The organism is Geodermatophilus sp. SYSU D01186 (genome assembly GCF_054050215.1).
Map to the genome: position 1 here is coordinate 65,585 of NZ_JBJGYW010000016.1, position 19,373 is coordinate 84,957.

Consider the following 19,373-nt stretch of genomic DNA (forward strand, 5'->3'; position numbering starts at 1 on the left):
GCCGGTCACGCTCCGCGGGCCAGGCGCCGGGAGTGCGGGCGGGGGACCGCGTGGCGCAGCAGCGACTTGCCGTGCGCGCTGACGACGACGAGGTCGGCGCCGCGGGCCGCGCTGGTGAGGGCCTCGAACACCGGGCGCTCCAGCACCGCGGTGCGGGTCCGCCCGACCACGCCGGTCTCGGCGATCGCCCGCAGCACCACCGCCTCCAGGCGTTCGAGGGCGGGCGAGGGGTCGCGGCGGCCCAGGCCGGCCAGCGGGTCGGGGTCGGCCTCCTCCAGGACGCTGACCGCCACCACCGTGGCCTCCCGGCGGGCGGCCTCCCGCAGCGCCCACACCAGCGCGCCGTAGCCGGCGGCCGAGCCGTCGACGTCGACCACCAGCCACGGGTTCTGCCGTCGCGGCAGCAGCGGCGTCAGCCGCGTGGGCTCGACGGCCGGACTCGCGGTGTCGGGCTGCTCCGGCACGGTGCCAGTCGGCATCTCGTCGTCTCCCAGGGCGCGCAGGGCGCCGTCGTCCGACCGCCGGTCGGCCGCACGGGCCACCGTGTCCGGCTCCTCCGGCTCGCTGCTGAACCGGTGCGCGTCGGTCATGCCGGGCATGGTGTCCGGCGGGCGCAGCCCCGCGGCAGGGCCCAAGGACCCGGTGTCCGCCGGGGAGGAGGAGTACCGACACCGTTCCGGATCCCGATCGCGCGTGCCACTGCGCACAGTGATCGGACAGGTACGGATCCGGAGGGGTGTCGGGGCGGGCGCCGTCGCGGCAGGGTGGGGGCGTGCAGCCGCGCGTGAGCCTCGTGACCCTCGGCGTCACCGACCTCGACGCGTCCCGCCGCTTCTACGTCGACGGCCTGGGCTGGCGGCCGGTCCTCGATGCCGGCGAGTCGTTCTTCATCCAGGTGGGGGCGGGGCTGCTCCTCGCCCTCTACGACCGCGAGCTCCTCGCCCGGGACGCCGGCACCGCGCGCGGCCCCGTGCCGCCACCCCCGATCGCGCTGGCGCACAACGTCGGCAGCGAGGCGGAGGTGGACCGGGTCGTGGCCGAGATGGCCGCGGCCGGCGGGGAGGTCGTGGCCGCACCGGCGCGGGCGTCGTGGGGCGGGTACACCGCCCACGTCGCCGACCCCGACGGTTTCCGCTGGGAGATCGCGCACAACCCCGGGCTGGTCGTCGACCCCGACGGGACGGTGCGGTTCACCGGGTGAGCCCGCGAGCCGAGCGGGAGCGGCTGGTCACGACCCCCGTGGTCCTGGTCCTCGCCCTCGTCAGCCTGGCGCCGGCCCTGCAGTGAGCCGCCGGCCGGCGGTGCCGGCCACGACGGTGGCGTCGCGCTCCTCGTCGTGCAGCACCTCGGCCACCAGGCCGCCGGCGGTGACGGCGGCCGCGGTGAGCGCCGCCTGCGCCCGGCTGGTCTCCAGCAGCAGGACCCCGCCCGGCGCCAGCCAGCGGCGCGCACCCGCGGCCACCCGGCGCTGCAGGTCGACGCCGTCCGGACCGCCGTCCAGGGCCGTGCGGGGCTCGTGGTCGCGCGCCTCCGGGGGCATGAGCGCGATCGCCGCGGTCGGCACGTAGGGGGCGTTGACCGCGAGCAGGTCCACCCGCCCGCACAGCTGCGGCGGCAGCGCGGCGTAGAGGTCTCCCTGGTGCACCCGCCCGCCGGTGGGGGCGACGTTGCGCGCGGCACAGCGGACCGCCACCGGGTCGACGTCGGCGGCGTGCAGTTCGACCGCGCCCACCGCGGCGGCCACGGCCGCGCCCACGGCGCCGGTGCCGCAGCACAGGTCGACCACGACCGGCCGCGGGACGCCCCGCAGGGCCGCCGCGGCGCGGTCGACGAGCAGGCCGGTCCGCCGGCGCGGCACGAAGACGCCGGGCTCCACGGCGATGCGCAGGCCGCAGAACTCCGCCCAGCCCAGCAGAGTCTCCAGGGGCTCGCCGGCCACCCGCCGCGCGACCAGGGCCTCGAGCGCGGTGGGGTCGGGCGCCGTGGCGACGAGGGCGGCGGCCTCCTCCTCGGCGAAGACGCAGCCGGCGGCGCGCAGCCGGACGATGAGGTCAGGAGGGGGGATGGGGGCCTCCGGCCGGGCACGGACGTCGGCCCGCCGGGGCTGCCCGCGAGGGGCGGAGAGAGCGGGTGACGAGAATCGAACTCGCACTGTCAGCTTGGGAAGCTGATGTTCTGCCATTGAACTACACCCGCGGAGCGCTCGGGCCTGAGCGGCTGGGGGACCCGCCGCTCGGTGAGCGTTCCCGGAGATCGTACACGGCTCGTCCGCGCGGGAGCTGCGGCCCGGTCCGCGGAACGAATCCGCCAGGAGATGTGTCGCGGTGGGATGTCGAGAACCGGCGCACGGCTCCGTCCCCCCGGGTGCACGCGGCCAGAATGGCCGCACCTGACGAGGGAGAACACGATGGCCAAGTACCTGCTCCTCAAGCACTACCGTGGCGCGCCGGCGCCGGCCAACGACGTGCCGATGGACCAGTGGACGCCCGAGGAGGTGACGGCCCACGTGCAGTACATGCAGGACTTCGCCGCCCGCCTCGAGGGCACCGGTGAGTTCGTCGACGGGCAGGCACTCTCCCCGGAGGGCATGTGGGTCCGCTCCGACGGGGAGGGGCGGCCGCCGGTCACCGACGGCCCGTTCGCCGAGACCAAGGACCTGATCGCCGGCTGGATGATCATCGACGTCGAGACCCAGGAGCGGGCGGTCGAACTGGCCGGCGAGCTGTCCTCGGCCCCGGGCGCGGGTGGGAAGCCGATCCACGAGTGGCTCGAAATGCGCCCGTTCCTGGCCGCGCCGCCGACCATCACGGAGTGACGCACCGGTGGACGAGGCCCTGCTGCGGACCCTCACCCCCACCGTGATCGGGATCCTCGGCCGCCGCGGAGCAGACTTCGCGGCGGCTGAGGACGCCGTCCAGGACGCGCTGGTCGAGGCCGTGCGGGTGTGGCGGGAGGACCCGCCGCGGGACCCCAAGGGCTGGCTGGTCACCGTGGCGTGGCGCAAGTTCCTCGACGCCGCCCGCGCCGACACGTCCCGCCGGCGGCGCGAGGAGGTCGCCGAGGACGAGCCGGCGCCCGGACCGGGGACGGAGGTCGACGACACGCTGCAGCTGTACTTCCTGTGCGCCCACCCGTCCCTGACCCCGGCCTCGGCCGTCGCGCTCACCCTGCGCGCGGTCGGCGGTCTGACCACCCGCCAGATCGCGCAGGCCTACCTCGTGCCGGAGGCGACCATGGCCCAGCGCATCAGCCGGGCCAAGCGCACCGTCTCCGGCGTCCGGCTCGACCAGCCCGGCGACGTCGCCACGGTGCTGCGGGTGCTCTACCTGGTCTTCAACGAGGGCTACTCCGGCGACGTCGACCTCGCCGCCGAGGCCATCCGGCTCACTCGCCAGCTGGCGGCGCGGACCGACCACGAGGAGGTCGCGGGCCTGCTCGCGCTCATGCTGCTGCACCACGCGCGGCGCCCCGCCCGGACCCGGGCCGACGGCAGCCTCGTGCCCCTCGCCGAGCAGGACCGCTCGCTGTGGGACACCGCTCTGATCTCCGAGGGCGTCGAGGTGCTCCAGGCCGCCCTCGCCCGCGACCGGCTGGGGGAGTTCCAGGCCCAGGCCGCCGTCGCCGCCCTGCACGCTGACGCCCGGACGGCGGAGGAGACCGACTGGGTCCAGATCGTCGAGTGGTACGACGAGCTGGTGCGGCTCACCGGCAGCCCGGTGGCCCGCCTCAACCGGGCCGTCGCGGTCGGCGAGGCCGACGGCCCGCGGGCCGGTCTGGCCGCTCTGGCGGAGCTCGACCCCGCCCTGCCCCGCCACTCCGCCGTCGCGGCGTACCTGCACGAGCGGGCGGGGAACCCGGCGACCGCAGCCCGCCTCTACGCCGACGCGGCCCGATCGGCGCCCAACCTCCCCGAACGCGACCACCTCACGCGGCAGGCCGCACGGCTCAACGCGGAACTGCGCGGTTGAGCGGTCGCACGTGCCCGTGCGGAGGCGGGCTGCCAGGCCGGCTCAGGCCGAGCGGATGACCACCGTCGTCCCGGCCGGGCTCGGGGTGGCGGTGATCTCCCCGACCGCGCTCATCAGCATCGACCCGCGACCGCGGTCCATGCTCGGCACCCGCTCGCGCCACCGGCCGTAGTCGCGGACGGCCACCTCCACCCGCCCGGCGACGACCTCCGCCGCGACGTCGATGAACGGCTCGGTCGGGTCCTGCGCGTGCTCGACGGCGTTCGTGGCCGCCTCGCAGGTGGCCAGCACGAGGTCGTAGGCCCGCTCCTCGTCGAGGCCCGCCTCGGCGAACAGGCCGCGCAGCCGGCGGCGCAGCGCGGGGATGGAGGAGCTCGCCGCGGGGAACCGCCAGCGGCCGGAGACCGGGCCCGGCGCCGCGGCCGCGCCGTCCCCGCGGACCGTCGCGGCCGGCGGGGGACCGGTCATCGGCACGCGCGGGACGGGCGGTCCGGCAGGGGCGGGCGGCGGAGCGCCGTCGACGTCGATCCGTGCCGACGACGGCGGCGTCGGGACGGCGGCACGGGCCCCGGCGGCGCGCGCCAGCACCGCCCGCAGCCGGGCCACCAGCTCCGCCGACTCGAACGGCTTGGCCAGGTAGTCGTCGACCCCGGCGTCGAAGCCCTCGACGGCGGCCTCCTGGCCGGCGCGCGCGGTCAGCACGACCACCGGCACGCTCCGGGTCGCGGGGTCGGCGCGCAACGCCCGCAGCAGCCCGAAGCCGTCCAGCCCCGGCATCATCACGTCGGTCAGGACGACGTCCGGCCGGGCCGCGGCCACGCTCTCCAGCGCCTCCTCGCCGTTGGTCGCCGTCCGGACGGTCCAGTGCGGGGACAGCAGCCGGGTGAGGTAGGCGCGCATGTCGGCGTTGTCGTCCACGACGAGGACGCCGGCGCCCCCGGCGGGGCGGGGCTCGGGCGCGGTCCAGGCGAGGTCGTCGTCCCAGGGGGTGACGGCCGCACCGCGCGCGGCCGGCGACGGTGCGGCGGCGCCGTCGGCGGCGTCCGGGGAACCGAACGGCAGGGTGACGGTGAACGTGCTGCCGACCCCGGGCTCGCTGGTCACCGTGACGGTGCCGCCGTGCAGGCCGACCAGCTCGCGGACCATCGCCAGCCCGAGCCCGGTGCCCTCCCTGCTGCGGGCGGGGGAGTCGGGGACCCGGTGGAACCGCTCGAACAGGTTCGGCAGCTCCTCGGCCGGGATGCCCACGCCGGTGTCGGACACCTGCAGGGTGATCGTGTCGCCGTCGGCCCGCAGGGTGACCCCGATGCTGCCGACGAAGGTGTACTTCACCGCGTTGGCGACCAGGTTGAGGACGACCTTCTCCCACATCCGCCGGTCGACGTGGGCCGGCCGCCCCAGCGGCGGGCAGTCGACGACCAGCCGCAGCCCGGCCCGCTCCGCGGCCGCGCGCAGCACCCCGGCCAGCTCCGCGGTGAGGGCGGCGAGGTCGGTCGCCACCCGGACGGCGGAGGTGCGGCCGGCCTCGATGCTGACGAACTCCAGCAGGTCGTTCACCAGGCCCTGCAGCCGCTGGCCGTTGCGCAGGGCGAGGGTGAGCTGGTCACGGACGGACGGCGGCAGCGCGGTGCCGGCCAGGGCGTCGCCGATGGGGGCCAGCAGCAGCGTCAGCGGCGTGCGCAGCTCGTGGCTGACGTTGGCGAAGAACGCCGTCTTGGCCTCGTCGAGCTCGGTCAGCGCCTCGGCGCGGGACCGCTCGGCGGCGTAGGCGCGGGCGTTGAGCACGGCGCCGGTGAACTGGCCGGCGAGCAGCTCGTGGAACGAGCGGCACTCCTCGTCGAGAGCCCGGTTCGGGTTGACGCCGACCACCAGGGCCCCGACCTCGTCGCCACCGGGGCCGGCCAGGGGGATGACGACGGCGGCGGTGACCGGGTCGCCCCACGGCCCGCCGGGGATCCCGAGGCCCTCGGCCTCGAAGGGCTGCAGCGCGGCGGCGGAATCGGCCGTCTCGGGCAGCAGCCGCGGGTCGCAGCCGACGGTGGCCGCGCGCCGCAGTCCGGGGGTGCCCGGCTCGGCGAGGTAGACCGCCGCGAACGGGACGTCGAGGGGGTGCCCGGCCAGCGATGCGGTCATGTCCGCCACCGGGTCGTGCTCCTCCTCGCCCACCAGTCCCGCCGAGGACGCGACGTCGCGCAGCAGCCGCTGCCGGCGCTCGGCCAGCACCCGGCGGGTGACCTCGGTGCACACCGCGTGCATGCCGGCGACCTCGCCGTCGTCGCCGTAGGCCGGGGCGTGCGAGACGGTGAAGTAGGTCTCCTCGCGGTAGCCGGCCCGCTCCAGCAGGAGCAGCAGCTCGGGGATCCACGACGGCTCGCGGGTGGTCATGGCCCGCTCGACCGGCTCCCGCAGCGCGGACCAGCCCTCCGCGAGCGTGACCCGCAGGTCCTCGCCGATCGCGCCGGGGTGTTTCGCGCCGATCAGGTCGGCGTAGGCGTCGTTGTAGATCTGGGTGTACCGCGGGCCCCAGGTGAGGATCATCGGGAACCGCGAGGCCAGCACCGTGCGGACGGCGTGCCGCAGGCTGGCCGGCCAGCCGTCGACCGGCCCGAGCGGGGTCGCCGACCAGTCCAGCGCGGCCATGAACCGGCCGTTCTCGCCGCCGTCCCGGAAGAGCTCGACGTCCCCGGGGCCCGGCGGCCGTTCGGCACCGGCGCTGGCGCGCACGCACACCTCCGGTTCCGGTCCTCGACTGCTGCGCCGGCGCTGTGGCTCGTGCGCGGCCCGCCGCCCGGTCAGCATCCGGACGACAGCCCGAAACGGTACCCCGGCGTCAGCGGCGCATCTCGGCGAGGAACCCGGTCGCCTCCGACCGCAGCCGCTCGGCCATCCGGGACAGCCCGGTGATGTCGCCGGCCCCGGCGCCCATCGAGGCCGTGCCGTCGACCGCCGCGGCGATCCCGTCGACCAGCCCGTTCATCTCGGTGACCGTCGTCCCCACCTCGTCCATGACGGCGGCGACCTCCTCGCAGGCCTCCCGGATCCGCTCGACCTGCGTGGTGACCCGCACGGTGGCCCGGGCGGTCTGGTCGGCGAGGTCCTTGACCTCCGTGGCGACGACGGCGAAGCCCTTGCCGGCCTCGCCGGCGCGCGCGGCCTCGATGGTGGCGTTGAGGGCCAGCAGCCGGGTCTGTGCCGCGACGGCGTCGATGAGCGCGATGACGTCCTTGATCTCCGCCGAGGAGCGGGTGAGCGAGCTCATCGTCTCCTGGGCGGTGCCGGTCTCCGCGCTCGCCGCCGACGCCGCGGCGGTCAGCCCGGACGCCGAGGCGCTCATCTCCGTCGACGCCGTCGCCACCTGCTCCGACATCGCCAGGACGACGGCCTCGAACTCGTCGGCCAGCCGCAGCCGGGCGGTCTGGGCCTCGGTGACCCGGCCGGCGGTCCGCTCCATGGCCTGCCGCGCCGTGTTGATCTCCGTCGCGCCCTTGCGGTAGGCCCCTGCCAGGCCGGTGAGCAGCACCGAGCGGTGGAAGCGGCCCTCCGCCGCCGCCCCCAGCGCGGCGGAGGACTCCCGGACGAAGGCGTCGGAGACGTCCAGCACCCGGTTGGCGCTGTGGTGCAGCGCCAGCAGCTCCGGCACGTCCTCCATGCCCGGCGTCGGGCGGCTGCGGGCCTCCAGGTCGCCGCGGGCGGCGGCCTCGCAGGTGGCGGTCAGCTGGCGCACGAACTCCCGGTAGGCGGCGAGCTCCTCCGCGTCGCTGCGCCGGGTGCCCTCGCCCCTCGTGCGGATGCCCACGTCAGCGCTCCTCGCGGTTGATGACCGACCAGATGAACTCGTCGTAGGACGACGCCTGCTCCGCGACCAGGTCGTCCAGCAACCGCGAGGACGCCGCGACCGCGGCCCTGGCCGTGGGGTGCCGGCGCTCCTCGGCCACCAGCCGCTCGTAGAGCGGGGTCACCTGCCGGATCGCGCCGCGGGCGGGGCTGCGCCGGTTGGAGTGGTAGCCGGTCACCGAGCCGTCGGCGCCGTAGGACGGCGTGACGTGGGCCAGGACCCAGTAGTGGGCGCCGTCGGAGGCGAGGTTGTTGATGTACGCGAACAGCTCCCGGCCCTCGGTGAGGGTCTGCCACAGCAGCGCGAACAGCGCGCGCGGCATCTGCGGGTGCCGGATGAGGTTGTGCGGCTGCCCCACGACCTCGTCGAGGTGGTAGCCGCTGACCCGCAGGAAGACGTCGTTGGCGTAGGTGATCACGCCGCGCTGGTCGGTCTTGGAGACGATCAGCTCGTCGGGGCGGAACGTGCGCTCCTCGCCGGTGGGCCGGATGCCGCGGCCGGCGCCCCGGGGAGCGGGACGCGTCACCTGCGTGCCGAGCAAGGGTCCTCCTGGGGCGGGCGCCGACGTGACCCCTGTGTCATCGGCAGGGCCCGCCCCCGGTGTAGCCGGAACGCCGCCGTCCGTTCCGGCGGACGGCGCCGCGCCCCGCCCCGGACCGAGGGTCCGGGACGGGGCGGGGGCGATCAGATCCGGACGCCGGTGCAGGACACCGAGCAGTCGGTCGACCAGATCCCGCGCAGCCCGCCGAACACCGCGCTGCGCACCAGTCGCTGGCCGGCGGGGCCGGTCGCGACGTCCGGCTGCACGATGCCCCCGGTGCCGGAGCCACCCGGCGTGGTGCCGCCGGGGGTGCTGTCACCGGGGCTGCTGCCCGAGCCGCCGGGGGTGGTGCCGTCCGGCGTGCCGGGGTCGCTGCCACCGGTGCCGGACCCGCCGGGAGCCGGCGCGAGGTAGGTCAGCGCCGAGGCGAGGACCGACTCCCGGCCGTCGGGGGCGAAGACGTGGACGTCGTAGGTCCCCGCCGCCCGGGCCGGCGCCCGGAACTGCACCTGGTCGGCCGCGACCCGGAGCACCGCCGCGGAGGCGGAGTCCCCGACGCGCACCCGCGCGCCGTCCGGCAGGGCGCTGCCGCGGATGGTGACCGTCTCACCGCCGGCCGTACCGACCCGCGCTGGGCTGAGCGAGGTGATGCCGAACGGGCCCACGTTCGGGAAGGTGACCTCGCCACCCGTGCCGGGGTCCGTGCCGCCGGTGCCGGGCTCGGTGTCCCCCGTGCCGGGCGAGCTCGGGCTGCTCGGTGTGCCGGGGGTGCTGCCGCCGGAGCCGCCGGTGCCCGGTGTGGTGCCACCGGGGCTGGTGCCGCCGGGGCCGGTCCCGCCGGTGCCGGGCTGGGTGCCCCCGGTGCCCGGCGAGCTCGGGCTGCTGGGCGTGCCGGGGTCGTCGCCGCCGGAGCCGCCGGTGCCCGGCGTGCTGCCGGGCGTGCTGGGGGTGCTGGGCGTGCTGGGGCTGCTGGGCGTGCTCGGCGTGCTCGGGGTGCTGGGTGTGCCGGGGCTGCTGCCACCGGAGCCGCCGGTCCCGGGCGTGGTGGCGCCGGGGCTCGTCCCGCCGGTGCCGGGCTGGGTGCCACCCGTGCCCGGGCTGCCGGAGCCGGCGGACGGGGATCCCGCCACCGCGCCGACGACCAGCGGGGCCGCGACGGTCTGCCCGAGGGCGGCGCCGTCCTTCTCCAGCTGCACCGTGAGCACGTAGCGGCCGTCGCCCAGCTCGACCGAGGGGGAGAGGGCGAGGGCGCCCGGGCCGGCGGCGCTGCCCAGCGGGAAGCGCGCCGTCCCGGTGTCGTCGGTGGCCACGGTGGTGCCGCCCACGGTCAGCTCGGCGTCCGCGACGGCCCACACCTCGCCCTGGTGCTCCATGCCGAGGCCCAGCGTGACGGCGTAGTCGCCACTGCCGGCGGTGCCGGAGGCGGCGATCCGCGGGGTCACCACGCCCGCCGGCGCGGTCATCGACGTGAAGGTGTAGTCGACCCGGTCCGAGCGGGCCTCGGCCAGACCCGCGAGGGACAGGCGACCGCCGGTCACCGACCTCCCGGCGTAGGCCGACACCGGCACGACGTCCCCGAGGAGGGCCGCCTTGACCTCGTCGGCGGTCGCGTCCGGCATCTGCGCGCGGTACAGGGCCACCGCCGCGGCGACGTGCGGAGCCGCGATGGACGTCCCGCCCACCAGCCGGTAGCCCCCGTCGTTCCAGGCGGTGAAGACGAGGTTCCCCGGAGCGAACAGGTCCACCGAGGTGGCGCCGTAGGCGGAGGAGGGGGTGATCGTGTCCGAGGCGGTGTGCGAGCCCACGGTGATGAGGTTGCTGTTCGTGTAGCTCGCCGGGTACAGCGGCGCGGTGTCGCGGTCGCCGGCGTCGTTGCCCGCCGCCGCGACCACGACGACGCCCTTGGACTCCGCGTACTCGATCGCGTCCCGCACCGCGGTCAGCGCCGAACCGGTGAACGCGCCGCCCCACGAGGCGTTGACCGCGGCCGCACCGTGGTCGGCGGCGTACCGGATCGCCTCCGCGCCGAGGAAGGCGTCGACGCCGTCCCCGGTGCCGATGACCAGCGGCATGAGCTGCACGTCCGGGGCGACGCCGGCCGTCCCCTGGCCGTTGCCGGCGCGGGCACCGACGACCGCGGCGACGTTGGTCCCGTGCGTGCCGCCGGCGCCGTTGTCGATGTCCGCGGAGCCGGTGACGAAGTTCCAGCCGTGGCAGTCACCGGCCTTGCCGTTGCCGTCCCGGTCCACCGAGCCGCAGCTCTCGGCCGGGTTGCTCCACAGCGAGCCGACGAGGTCGGGGTGGTCGGAGTCGAAGCCGGTGTCGGTGACGGCGACGATCATGCCGCGGCCGGTCCCGCCCTCCCAGCCGGTGGTGGCGTCGACGTCCACGTCGGCGGTGATCGCCTGGCTGTAGGCGTTCGCGCCGGTGTTCTCGAGGTTCCAGCCGTAGGACGGCCAGTACGGGTCGGTGATGCTCCCCAGGACCGGCACCGGCGGCGAGTACTCGGCCTCGGCCACACCGGGCACGGCCTCGAGGTCGCGCGGGGTGAGCCCCTCGGTCGCGGCCAGCGCCCGGCCGTCGCTGAGCGCCTGGACGGTCACCACGGCGCCGGCTGCGCCCAGACGGGCCACGAGGTCCGCAGTGGGGACGCCCGCGTCGGCGGTGACGACGTAGCGGCTCAGCCCGTCTCCGGGGCCGTACTCACCGGCCGGCGCCACGGCCGGTCCCGCGAGTGCGGTCACGGCCGCGGCCCCGGCGTACCCCGCGACGGCGGCGGCCACGAGTACCGCGGCCAGCCCCCGTCTCCTCATCAGACTCCGCACGTCCACTCCACTCCCTGCCCGGCACGTCCCCCGGACGACGTGGCCCCCAGAGGGCCTGCGAGACGGCAACGACGCCCTGTGCGGAGGGCTTGAGACGGTCGCGTTCCGGCTCGCCCGGAATGGTGAGGTCGCGGACCTCCCTAGACTCCGGCGCATGCTGCTGTCCGACCGCGACATCACGGCTGCCATCGCCGAGGGGCGGCTCGGCATCGAGCCCTACGACAAGGGCCTGGTGCAGCCCTCGAGCATCGACGTCCGGCTGGACCGGTTCTTCCGGGTCTTCAACAACGCGCGGTACACCCACATCGACCCTGCCCAGCAGCAGGACGACCTGACCACCCTGGTCGAGCCCGACGGCGACGAGCCGTTCGTGCTGCACCCGGGGGAGTTCGTGCTCGGCTCGACGCTCGAGGTGGTGACCATCCCCGACGACCTGGCCGCCCGCCTGGAGGGCAAGAGCTCACTGGGCCGGCTGGGCCTGCTCACCCACTCCACGGCCGGCTTCGTCGACCCAGGGTTCAGCGGGCACATCACGCTGGAGCTGTCCAACGTGGCCAACCTGCCGATCACGCTGTGGCCGGGCATGAAGATCGGCCAGCTGTGCCTGTTCCGGCTGACCGGCCCCGCCGAGCACCCCTACGGCTCGGCGGTCTACGGCTCGCGCTACCAGGACCAGCGCGGCCCCACGCCGTCCCGGTCCTTCCGCAACTTCACCCGCGCCGAGACCCGCCGTCCGGCTCCGTGACGTGCACGGTGACCGGCGGCTCGGTGCCGGCCACCTCGATGACGTCGCCGTGGTGGGCGTCGCGGGCCCAGCCGGGCACCTCGTCGTCGACGAACCGCGGCCGCGACACCAGCCAGCCGGTGACCATGAGCACCGCCACCCCGGTGAGGACGACGACGAACATGCCGGTGTAGCCGCCGGTGCTGCCCCGCAGGACGCCGACCAGCAGCGGTCCGGCACCGGCGAGCAGGTACCCCCACCCCTGGACGACGGTGGAGAGGGCCGCGGTCGTCTCCGCCGTCCGTGCCCGTAGCCCGATCAGCGTGAGCACCATCGCGAAGGTGCCCATGCCGAGGGCGAGCAGGCTCATCCACAGCCACGGCACGGTCAGCGGGGCGAGCATCAAGCCCATCCAGCCGGCGACGTAGCAGACCCCGAAGCCGGCCAGCAGGGGCCGCTGCAGGTGCTGGCGCACGGTGAGCACCGGGATGATCGCGTTGAGCGGGATGACCACGATGGTGTTGATGCCGAGCAGCAGACCGGCGGTGGCCGCGCTCAGGCCGGAGTCCCGCAGGTACTGCGCCGTCCACCCGATGAGGACGTAGGCCTGCATCGACTGGGCGCCGAAGAAGACCGCCAGCGCCACGGCCATGGGGCTGCGCACCAGGGAGCGCATCCGCACGGCGCCGCGGGCGTCTCGGGCGGCGTCCCGGGAGGCGCCCGGGCGGGCCGGCACGGCCAGCCAGGGCAGCGCGGCCAGCAGCGCGAGCACCGCCCACCAGCCCAGCGCCCAGCGCCAGCCGTCAGGCCCGGCCGCGGCGGCGATCGGCGCCGCGGAGATCGAGGCGATCGCGCCGCCCGCGGCCATCGACATGCTGTAGGCGCCGACCAGCAGGCCCGTCCGGCTGGGGAAGTAGCGCTTGACCAGGCTGGGCAGCAGCACGTTGCCCAGCGCCCCGCCGACCATCGCCAGCACCGTGCCGACGAGGAACAGCCAGAAGGTTCCGGCCAGGGCCCGCACCACCAGCCCCGCGGCCATGGCCAGCAGCGCGCCGGCCAGCACGTGCCCGTCGCGGAAGCGGGCGGCCAGCGGCGGCCCGGCGAAGCCGATCGCGGCGAAGCACAGGACCGGCATGGTCGTGATGAGCCCGGCCATCCCGCTGGAGATGCCCAGGCCGTGCTCGATCTCCTCCAGCACCGGCCCGATGCTGTTCACCGCGGTGCGCAGGTTGAAGCCGGTGAGGACGATCGCCGTCCCGATGAGCAGCAGCCCGCGGCGGTGATCCGTGGCGGTCGGGCCGGCGGGGGAGGCGGAGACGGCGGCGCGGGTCACCCGACGATGGTCCTCCCCGGGCCGCGACCACATCGCGCCGGGTGGTTAGCCCACGCAACCATCGGCGGTGGGGCCACGCCGCCCCGGGAGGCGGGGGGCCCACGGTGCACCCGCGGTGCTGGGCCGCCGAGGAGCATCGATGCGCATGTCGAGTGATGCGTGGGCCAACCTCGTCCAGACCGTGGCCCTGGTCGTCGCGGCCACCGCCCTGGTCTTCGCGGCCAAGCAGGTGCGCCTGGCGCGCCACGGGGGCGGCGGGGCGAACGTGCTCCAGCTGTGGACCTTCCTGCAGAGCGAGACCGCACGGGCCGACGGGCGGACCCTCTACGCGGCCGTCGCGCGGACGGGCCCGTTCGACCCCGACCTCCGGAACTGGACTCCGGCGGAGATCGACGCGGCGCGCCACGTCTGCTCGACGTGGTCCGCCGCCGGACTGCTCGCCCGGCGGGACATCGTGCCCGCGGACGTCCTTCTCGAGGGGTGGGGCGCCAACGTCGCGCGCACCTGGTCGGTGACGGCGGAGTTCGTGGCGTGGGAGCGGGCCCGTCGCGAGGACGCGGGGCTGTGGCGCGGTTTCGAGTGGCTGGCGGCCCGGGCGGGGGAGCGGTGACACCGGAGGGGCGGTCGTGGGGACGGTGCGGTCGGCGTCCCGGTGTCCCTCCGGAGACGACGACGGCGCGCGCTCCCGTGGGGGAACGCGCGCCGTCGGTGGTCCTCAGCTCTGGGGGCCGTGCTCCGTGTTGGCCGAGTCCAGGCCCACGACGTCGTCGTCCTTGGTGCCGACGTCGGCACCGGACTCGGTGCCGGGGGCGCCGACCGGGGCCAGCGACCGCAGCAGGATCTGGCTGACGTCGAGGACCTCCACGTGCTCGCCGGCCTCGCCGTTCTGCTTCTTGGTGGTCAGCGCGTCGGACAGCATCGTGATGCAGAACGGGCAGGCGGTGGAGATGACGTCGGGATCGAGGTCGAGCGCCTCCTCGGTGCGCTCCATGTTGATCCGCTTGCCGATCTTCTCCTCCATCCACATGCGCGCACCGCCGGCGCCGCAGCAGAAACCGCGGTCCTTGCAGCGGTGCATCTCCTGGGTGGTGAGGCCCTGGACGGAGTCGAGGATCTCCCGCGGCGGCGTGTAGACCTTGTTGTGCCGACCGAGGAAGCACGGGTCGTGGTAGGTGACCTTGCGGTCGACCGGGGTGACCGGGGTCAGCCGGCCCTCCTCCACCAGCTGGCCCAGCAGCTGGGTGTGGTGCACCACCTCGTAGTTCCCGCCCAGCTGCGGGTACTCCCGGCCCAGCGAGTTGAAGCAGTGCGGGCAGGTGGCGACGATCTTGCGCATCCCCGGCACCCGGCCCTCGAAGACGCCGTCCAGGGTGGCGACGTTCTCCTGCGCCAGCATCTGGAAGACGAACTCGTTGCCCATGCGCCGCGCCGGGTCACCGGAGCAGGTCTCCCCGGAGCCGAGGACGGCGAACTCGACGCCGGCGGTGTGCAGCAGCTCGGCGACGGCCTTGGTGACCTTCTTGGCGCGGTCGTCGATGGCGCCGGCGCAGCCCACCCAGAACAGGTACTCGACGTCGTAGTCCAGCGGGCCGTCGGCCATCCGGACCTCGAAGTCCAGCTCCTTGATCCAGTCCTCGCGGGTGCTGGCCGGCACGCCCCACGGGTTGCCCCGGTTCTCCAGGTTGCGCAGCATCACGCCGGCCTCGGAGGGGAAGCTCGACTCGATGAGGACCTGGTAGCGGCGCATGTCCTCGATGTGGTCGACGTGCTCGATGTCGACCGGGCACTGCTCGACGCAGGCGCCGCAGTTGGTGCAGCTCCACAGGACGTCGGGGTCGATGACCCCGCCCTCCTCGAGGGTGCCGACCAGCGGGCGGTGGGCCTGGGCGTCGTTGGTGCCCTCGATGCGCGCGTAGCCCGACGCCCAGACCTGCTCGTCACTGGGCTTCAGGACGTCGTAGTCGGGGGCGGTCTCGCCGGCGGTCCTCTCGCCGAGCAGGTACGGGGCCTTGGCGTACAGGTGGTCCCGCAGGTCCATGATCACCATCTTGGGGCTGAGCGGCTTGCCCGTGTTCCACGCCGGGCACTGGCTCTGGCACCGCCCGCACTCGGTGCAGGTGGTGAAGTCCAGCATCCCCTTCCAGGTGAAGTCCTCGATCTTGCCGCGGCCGAAGATCGCGTCCTCGTCGGGGTCCTCGAAGTCGATCGGCTCGCCGCCGGAGGTCATCGGCTGCAGCGGGCCCAGCGCGACGCCGCCGTCGTCCTCACGCTTGAAGTAGATGTTGAAGAAGGCGCTGAACCGGTGCCAGGCGACGCCCATGTTGAGGATCCGGCTGATGACGACCAGCCAGACCAGCGAGACGACGATCTTGACGAAGGCGACGACGCTGAGCAGGTCGGGGCTGTCGGGCAGCAGGGTGGCCACCGCGCCGGAGACCGGGTGCGACCAGGCCGGGGCGTCGGTCAGGTCCGAGGAGATCTTCAGGGCGCGGATCAGCAGGATGCAGACGCCGACGGTGAGGACGACGGCCTCGACGAAGTAGCCGCGGCCCTCGTTGGTGCCGGCGAAGCGGCTGGCGCGGCCCTGCCGGCGCGGGTGGTCCCGCTGGCGCCGGTAGACCAGGTAGAGGATGCCGAGGATCGTGCCGGTGCCGATGATGTCGGCGAAGAGGTTCCACAGGCTCCACTCGCCGATCAACGGCAGGTGGAAGGCCGGGTTCCAGACCTCGCCGAAGGCCTCGACCAGGGTGAGGAACAGGCCGTAGAACCCGGCGAAGACGAACCAGTGGGCCACGCCGATCGACGACCACTTGAGCATCCGGGTGTGGCCCAGGGACTCCACTGCCAGCGTCTTCAGCCGGGCGCCCACCGGGCCGGACCGGGTGCCGTCGGGCTGACCGATCCGGATGATCCGGACCATGGCGCGCACCGCCCGGTAGGCCATCACCGAGGCCACCACCAGGAACAGGACGCTGATCGTCCCGAGGACGACCTGCAACGGGCCCGTCATCTTCTTCCTCCCGCACACGCCTGACGGCGTCGGTCGATCCCCCGCCCGCCGGCGACGGACCGCGGCGGGCGCCACCGCCCGCACGCGTCGCACGATAGCCGCCGGTCGCGGACGCTACTCGTCGGTAACCCCTGCTGCCCACCTGCCCTCGCAGCCGCCGTCCGGCGCTGGAGAGGCGTCTCCGGGGAACTGGTCGCCGTCCCCGGGCCGGTCGTCCGCCCCTTCGAGGCGGTGCCGCGGGAGCTCGGACGCCGGCGCGCGGACGGGCCGCCGTCCTCGTGATCCTCGCCGTGTCACCGCGGAGGACGCCGCACCACAGCTGCCGGGCGGCCACGAGCCGTCACGGGTCGCCGGGAGGTGGGACGGCGGGCACGCGCGACCCCGCTCGCTCCCCCCGGGAACAGTTCCGTCCGGACTGCCGTTAGGGTGGGCAGGAAAGTTGAGTGGACCCCGCGCAAGGCGGGCATCCGGCAACTGACCCGTAGACCAGAACCACACCGGTACACACGGAAGAGAGGCCAGCTCCATGGCTCGAGCGGTCGGTATCGACCTCGGCACCACCAACTCCGTCGTCACCGTCCTGGAGGGCGGCGAGCCGACGGTCATCGCCAACTCCGAGGGTTCGCGCACCACCCCGTCGGTCGTCGCGTTCGCCAAGAACGGCGAGGTCCTCGTCGGTCAGTCGGCGAAGAACCAGGCCGTCACCAACGTCGACCGCACCATCCGCAGCGTCAAGCGTGAGATGGGCACCGACTGGAAGTCGCCGGAGATCGACGGCAAGCGCTACACGCCGCAGGAGATCAGCGCCCGCGTCCTGCAGAAGCTCAAGCGGGACGCCGAGACCTACCTGGGCGAGCCGGTGACCGACGCGGTCATCACCGTCCCGGCCTACTTCGAGGACGCGCAGCGCCAGGCCACCAAGGAGGCCGGTGAGATCGCGGGCCTCAACGTCCTGCGGATCGTCAACGAGCCCACCGCCGCCGCGCTGGCCTACGGCCTGGACAAGGGCGAGACCGAGCAGACGATCCTCGTCTTCGACCTCGGTGGTGGCACCTTCGACGTCTCCCTGCTGGAGATCGGCGAGGGCGTCATCGAGGTGAAGGCCACCGCCGGTGACAACCACCTCGGCGGTGACGACTGGGACGAGCGCGTCGTCAAGCACCTGGTGCAGACGTTCAACGCCTCCAACGGCATCGACCTGTCCAAGGACAAGCTGGCCATGCAGCGGCTCCGTGAGGCCGCCGAGAAGGCCAAGATCGAGCTGTCGGGCGCGCAGTCGACCAACGTCAACCTGCCCTACATCACCGCCGGCGCCGAGGGCCCGCTGCACCTCGACGTCACCATCACCCGCGCCGAGTTCCAGCGGATGACCCAGGACCTGCTCGACCGCGCCCGCGCGCCGTTCAACCAGGCCATCCGGGACGCCGGCATCTCCGTCGGCCAGATCGACCACGTCGTCCTGGTGGGTGGCTCCACCCGCATGCCCGCCGTCTCCGACCTGGTGCGCGAGCTGACCGGCGGCAAGGAGCCCAACAAGGGCGTCAACCCGGACGAGGTCGTGGCGATCGGCGCCGCGCTGCAGGCCGGTGTCCTCCGCGGTGAGGTCAAGGACGTCCTGCTGCTCGACGTCACCCCGCTGTCCCTGGGCATCGAGACCAAGGGCGGCATCATGACCAAGCTGATCGAGCGCAACACCACGATCCCGACCAAGCGCAGCGAGATCTTCACGACGGCCGACGACAACCAGCCGTCGGTGCAGATCCAGGTGTTCCAGGGCGAGCGCGAGATGGCCGCCTACAACAAGAAGCTCGGCATGTTCGAGCTGACCGGTCTGCCCCCGGCGCCGCGCGGCGTGCCGCAGATCGAGGTGGCCTTCGACATCGACGCCAACGGCATCGTGCACGTGTCGGCCAAGGACCTCGGCACGGGCAAGGAGCAGTCGATGACCATCACCGGCGGCTCGGCCCTCCCGAAGGACGACATCGAGCGGATGATGAAGGACGCCGAGGCCCACGCGGAGGAGGACAAGCGCCGCCGCGAGGAGGCCGAGACCCGCAACCTGGCCGAGTCGCTGCAGTACCAGACCGAGAAGTTCCTCGCGGAGAACGGCGAGAAGATCCCGGCCGAGAAGAAGGAGGAGCTCGGCGAGGCCCTCACCGAGCTGCGCTCCGCCCTCGGCGGCTCCGACATCGCGGCCATCAAGGCGGCGCAGGAGAAGGTCGCCCGCGTCTCGCAGGAGGTCGGCGGGGCCCTCTACGCCCAGCAGGCCGAGAACCAGGCTGCCGCGGGTGCTCCCGGCGCCGGTGCGGGAACCCCGGGTGACACCGGTCCGTCCGGTACGACGACGGGCGACGACGACGTCGTCGACGCCGAGATCGTCGACGAGGACAACGACCGCCGATGACGGAGAGGGAAGAGGAGCCGCGGGTCGTCATCCGCGACAAGCGGCGCATCGACCCGACCAGCGGCACCGTGCGGGAGCCGGCCGGCGAGCAGCCGGCCGGCGCCCGCACGGGCGCAGACGTTCCGGACCGGACCGCGCCGGGGCCAGCACAGGGCTGGACGGCGCAAGGGGAGCAGATGAGCGAGCACGAGACCGTCGCCGAGCAGCAGCCGGTGGCGGGGGACGACGACCTGGGCCGCCAGCTCGCCGAGCGGACCGAGGACCTCCAGCGGGTCACCGCGGAGTACGCCAACTACCGCCGGCGGGTCGAGCGGGACCGCCAGCTCGTGGTCGACCAGGCCGCCGAGCGGTTCGCCGCGCAGCTGTTCCCGATCGTCGACGACATCGAGCGGGCCCGGGACCACGGCGACCTGACCGGTGCCTTCAAGGTGGTCGCCGACCGTGTGCTGGGCCTGCTCGACGGGCTGGGCGTGGAGGCCTTCGGCGTCTCCGGGGACCCGTTCGACCCGTCGCTGCACGAGGCGGTCATGCACGACACCTCGACCGAGGTGCAGGTGCCGACCGCGAGCACGGTCCTGCGGCAGGGTTTCCGTCGCGGCGACCGCGTGCTGCGGACGGCGATGGTCGCGGTCACCGACCCGGAGAGCCCGGCTCCCGCGGGCGACGGCGCGGTGATCGAGGCCGCGACGCCGCCGGGCGACGGCGCTCCGGCGTCCGACTGAGCCAGAGAGGG

15 protein-coding genes and 1 tRNA gene are annotated in these 19,373 nt (G+C 74.5%); 7 read left to right on the forward strand and 9 right to left on the reverse strand.

What is annotated here, in order from left to right; all coding sequences use genetic code 11:
* Positions 1-5 precede the first annotated feature (5 nt).
* Complete coding sequence (locus ACI784_RS13535; protein WP_457013820.1) at positions 6-590, reverse strand: universal stress protein; 585 nt, start codon at positions 588-590, stop codon at positions 6-8.
* Between the two features lie 182 nt (positions 591-772).
* Here ACI784_RS13535 and ACI784_RS13540 point away from each other — a divergent pair, with 182 nt between their 5' ends.
* Positions 773-1,201: a VOC family protein gene (locus ACI784_RS13540; RefSeq protein ID WP_457013821.1), complete on the forward strand. Its 429-nt coding sequence runs from the start codon at positions 773-775 to the stop codon at positions 1,199-1,201.
* A gap of 60 nt (positions 1,202-1,261) precedes the next feature.
* On the opposite strand, the gene ACI784_RS13545 is transcribed toward ACI784_RS13540, so the two are convergent.
* Positions 1,262-2,152, reverse strand: coding sequence for a putative protein N(5)-glutamine methyltransferase (locus tag ACI784_RS13545; protein WP_457013822.1), 891 nt, complete (start codon positions 2,150-2,152; stop codon positions 1,262-1,264).
* Positions 2,126-2,196: transfer RNA gene (locus ACI784_RS13550), tRNA-Gly, on the reverse strand. Before ACI784_RS13550 ends, ACI784_RS13545 begins: the two co-directional genes overlap by 27 nt.
* A 211-nt stretch (positions 2,197-2,407) precedes the next feature.
* On the opposite strand from ACI784_RS13550, the gene ACI784_RS13555 reads away from it, so the two are divergent.
* Both ACI784_RS13555 and ACI784_RS13560 read left to right on the forward strand, forming a co-directional pair.
* Positions 2,408-2,815, forward strand: a complete 408-nt coding sequence (locus ACI784_RS13555) for a YciI family protein (RefSeq protein ID WP_457013823.1) — start codon at positions 2,408-2,410, stop codon at positions 2,813-2,815.
* A gap of 7 nt (positions 2,816-2,822) precedes the next feature.
* Positions 2,823-3,968: an RNA polymerase sigma factor gene (locus tag ACI784_RS13560; protein ID WP_457013824.1), complete on the forward strand. Its 1,146-nt coding sequence runs from the start codon at positions 2,823-2,825 to the stop codon at positions 3,966-3,968.
* 42 nt (positions 3,969-4,010) lie between these two features.
* Here the strand turns inward: ACI784_RS13560 and ACI784_RS13565 are convergent, their stop codons facing one another.
* The 4 genes from ACI784_RS13565 to ACI784_RS13580 form a co-directional block, all read right to left on the reverse strand.
* Positions 4,011-6,692 (reverse strand): ATP-binding protein, encoded by a 2,682-nt coding sequence (locus tag ACI784_RS13565; protein WP_457013825.1) that lies wholly within the window; start codon positions 6,690-6,692, stop codon positions 4,011-4,013.
* Between the two features lie 106 nt (positions 6,693-6,798).
* A complete protein-coding gene (locus tag ACI784_RS13570; protein WP_456922355.1) occupies positions 6,799-7,764 on the reverse strand; it encodes a methyl-accepting chemotaxis protein in 966 nt (321 codons plus the stop codon).
* Position 7,765: 1 nt separating this feature from the next.
* Positions 7,766-8,344 carry a PAS domain-containing protein gene (locus tag ACI784_RS13575; protein ID WP_457013826.1) on the reverse strand — a complete coding sequence of 193 codons (579 nt, stop codon included), beginning with the start codon at positions 8,342-8,344 and terminating at the stop codon, positions 7,766-7,768.
* Positions 8,345-8,487: 143 nt separating this feature from the next.
* Complete coding sequence (locus ACI784_RS13580) at positions 8,488-11,157, reverse strand: S8 family serine peptidase (protein WP_457013827.1); 2,670 nt, start codon at positions 11,155-11,157, stop codon at positions 8,488-8,490.
* Between the two features lie 166 nt (positions 11,158-11,323).
* Here ACI784_RS13580 and dcd point away from each other — a divergent pair, with 166 nt between their 5' ends.
* Positions 11,324-11,914, forward strand: coding sequence for a dCTP deaminase (dcd, locus tag ACI784_RS13585; RefSeq protein ID WP_456922358.1), 591 nt, complete (start codon positions 11,324-11,326; stop codon positions 11,912-11,914).
* Here the strand turns inward: dcd and ACI784_RS13590 are convergent.
* A complete protein-coding gene (locus ACI784_RS13590) occupies positions 11,880-13,226 on the reverse strand; it encodes an MFS transporter (RefSeq protein WP_457013828.1) in 1,347 nt (448 codons plus the stop codon). The two genes, dcd and ACI784_RS13590, sit on opposite strands and share 35 nt — an antisense overlap.
* A gap of 145 nt (positions 13,227-13,371) precedes the next feature.
* On the opposite strand from ACI784_RS13590, the gene ACI784_RS13595 reads away from it, so the two are divergent.
* A complete protein-coding gene (locus ACI784_RS13595) occupies positions 13,372-13,836 on the forward strand; it encodes a DUF4760 domain-containing protein (RefSeq protein ID WP_457013829.1) in 465 nt (154 codons plus the stop codon).
* Positions 13,837-13,941: 105 nt separating this feature from the next.
* On the opposite strand, the gene ACI784_RS13600 is transcribed toward ACI784_RS13595, so the two are convergent.
* Positions 13,942-16,236, reverse strand: a complete 2,295-nt coding sequence (locus tag ACI784_RS13600) for a heterodisulfide reductase-related iron-sulfur binding cluster (RefSeq protein ID WP_457013830.1) — start codon at positions 16,234-16,236, stop codon at positions 13,942-13,944.
* Positions 16,237-16,762: 526 nt separating this feature from the next.
* Here ACI784_RS13600 and dnaK point away from each other — a divergent pair.
* Positions 16,763-18,640: a molecular chaperone DnaK gene (gene dnaK, locus ACI784_RS13605; RefSeq protein ID WP_456922363.1), complete on the forward strand. Its 1,878-nt coding sequence runs from the start codon at positions 16,763-16,765 to the stop codon at positions 18,638-18,640.
* The gene (gene grpE, locus ACI784_RS13610) at positions 18,637-19,362 is read left to right on the forward strand and encodes a nucleotide exchange factor GrpE (protein WP_456922364.1); all 726 of its coding nucleotides are present in this window, start codon (positions 18,637-18,639) and stop codon (positions 19,360-19,362) included. The genes dnaK and grpE overlap by 4 nt, the downstream gene beginning before the upstream one ends.
* Positions 19,363-19,373 lie beyond the last annotated feature (11 nt).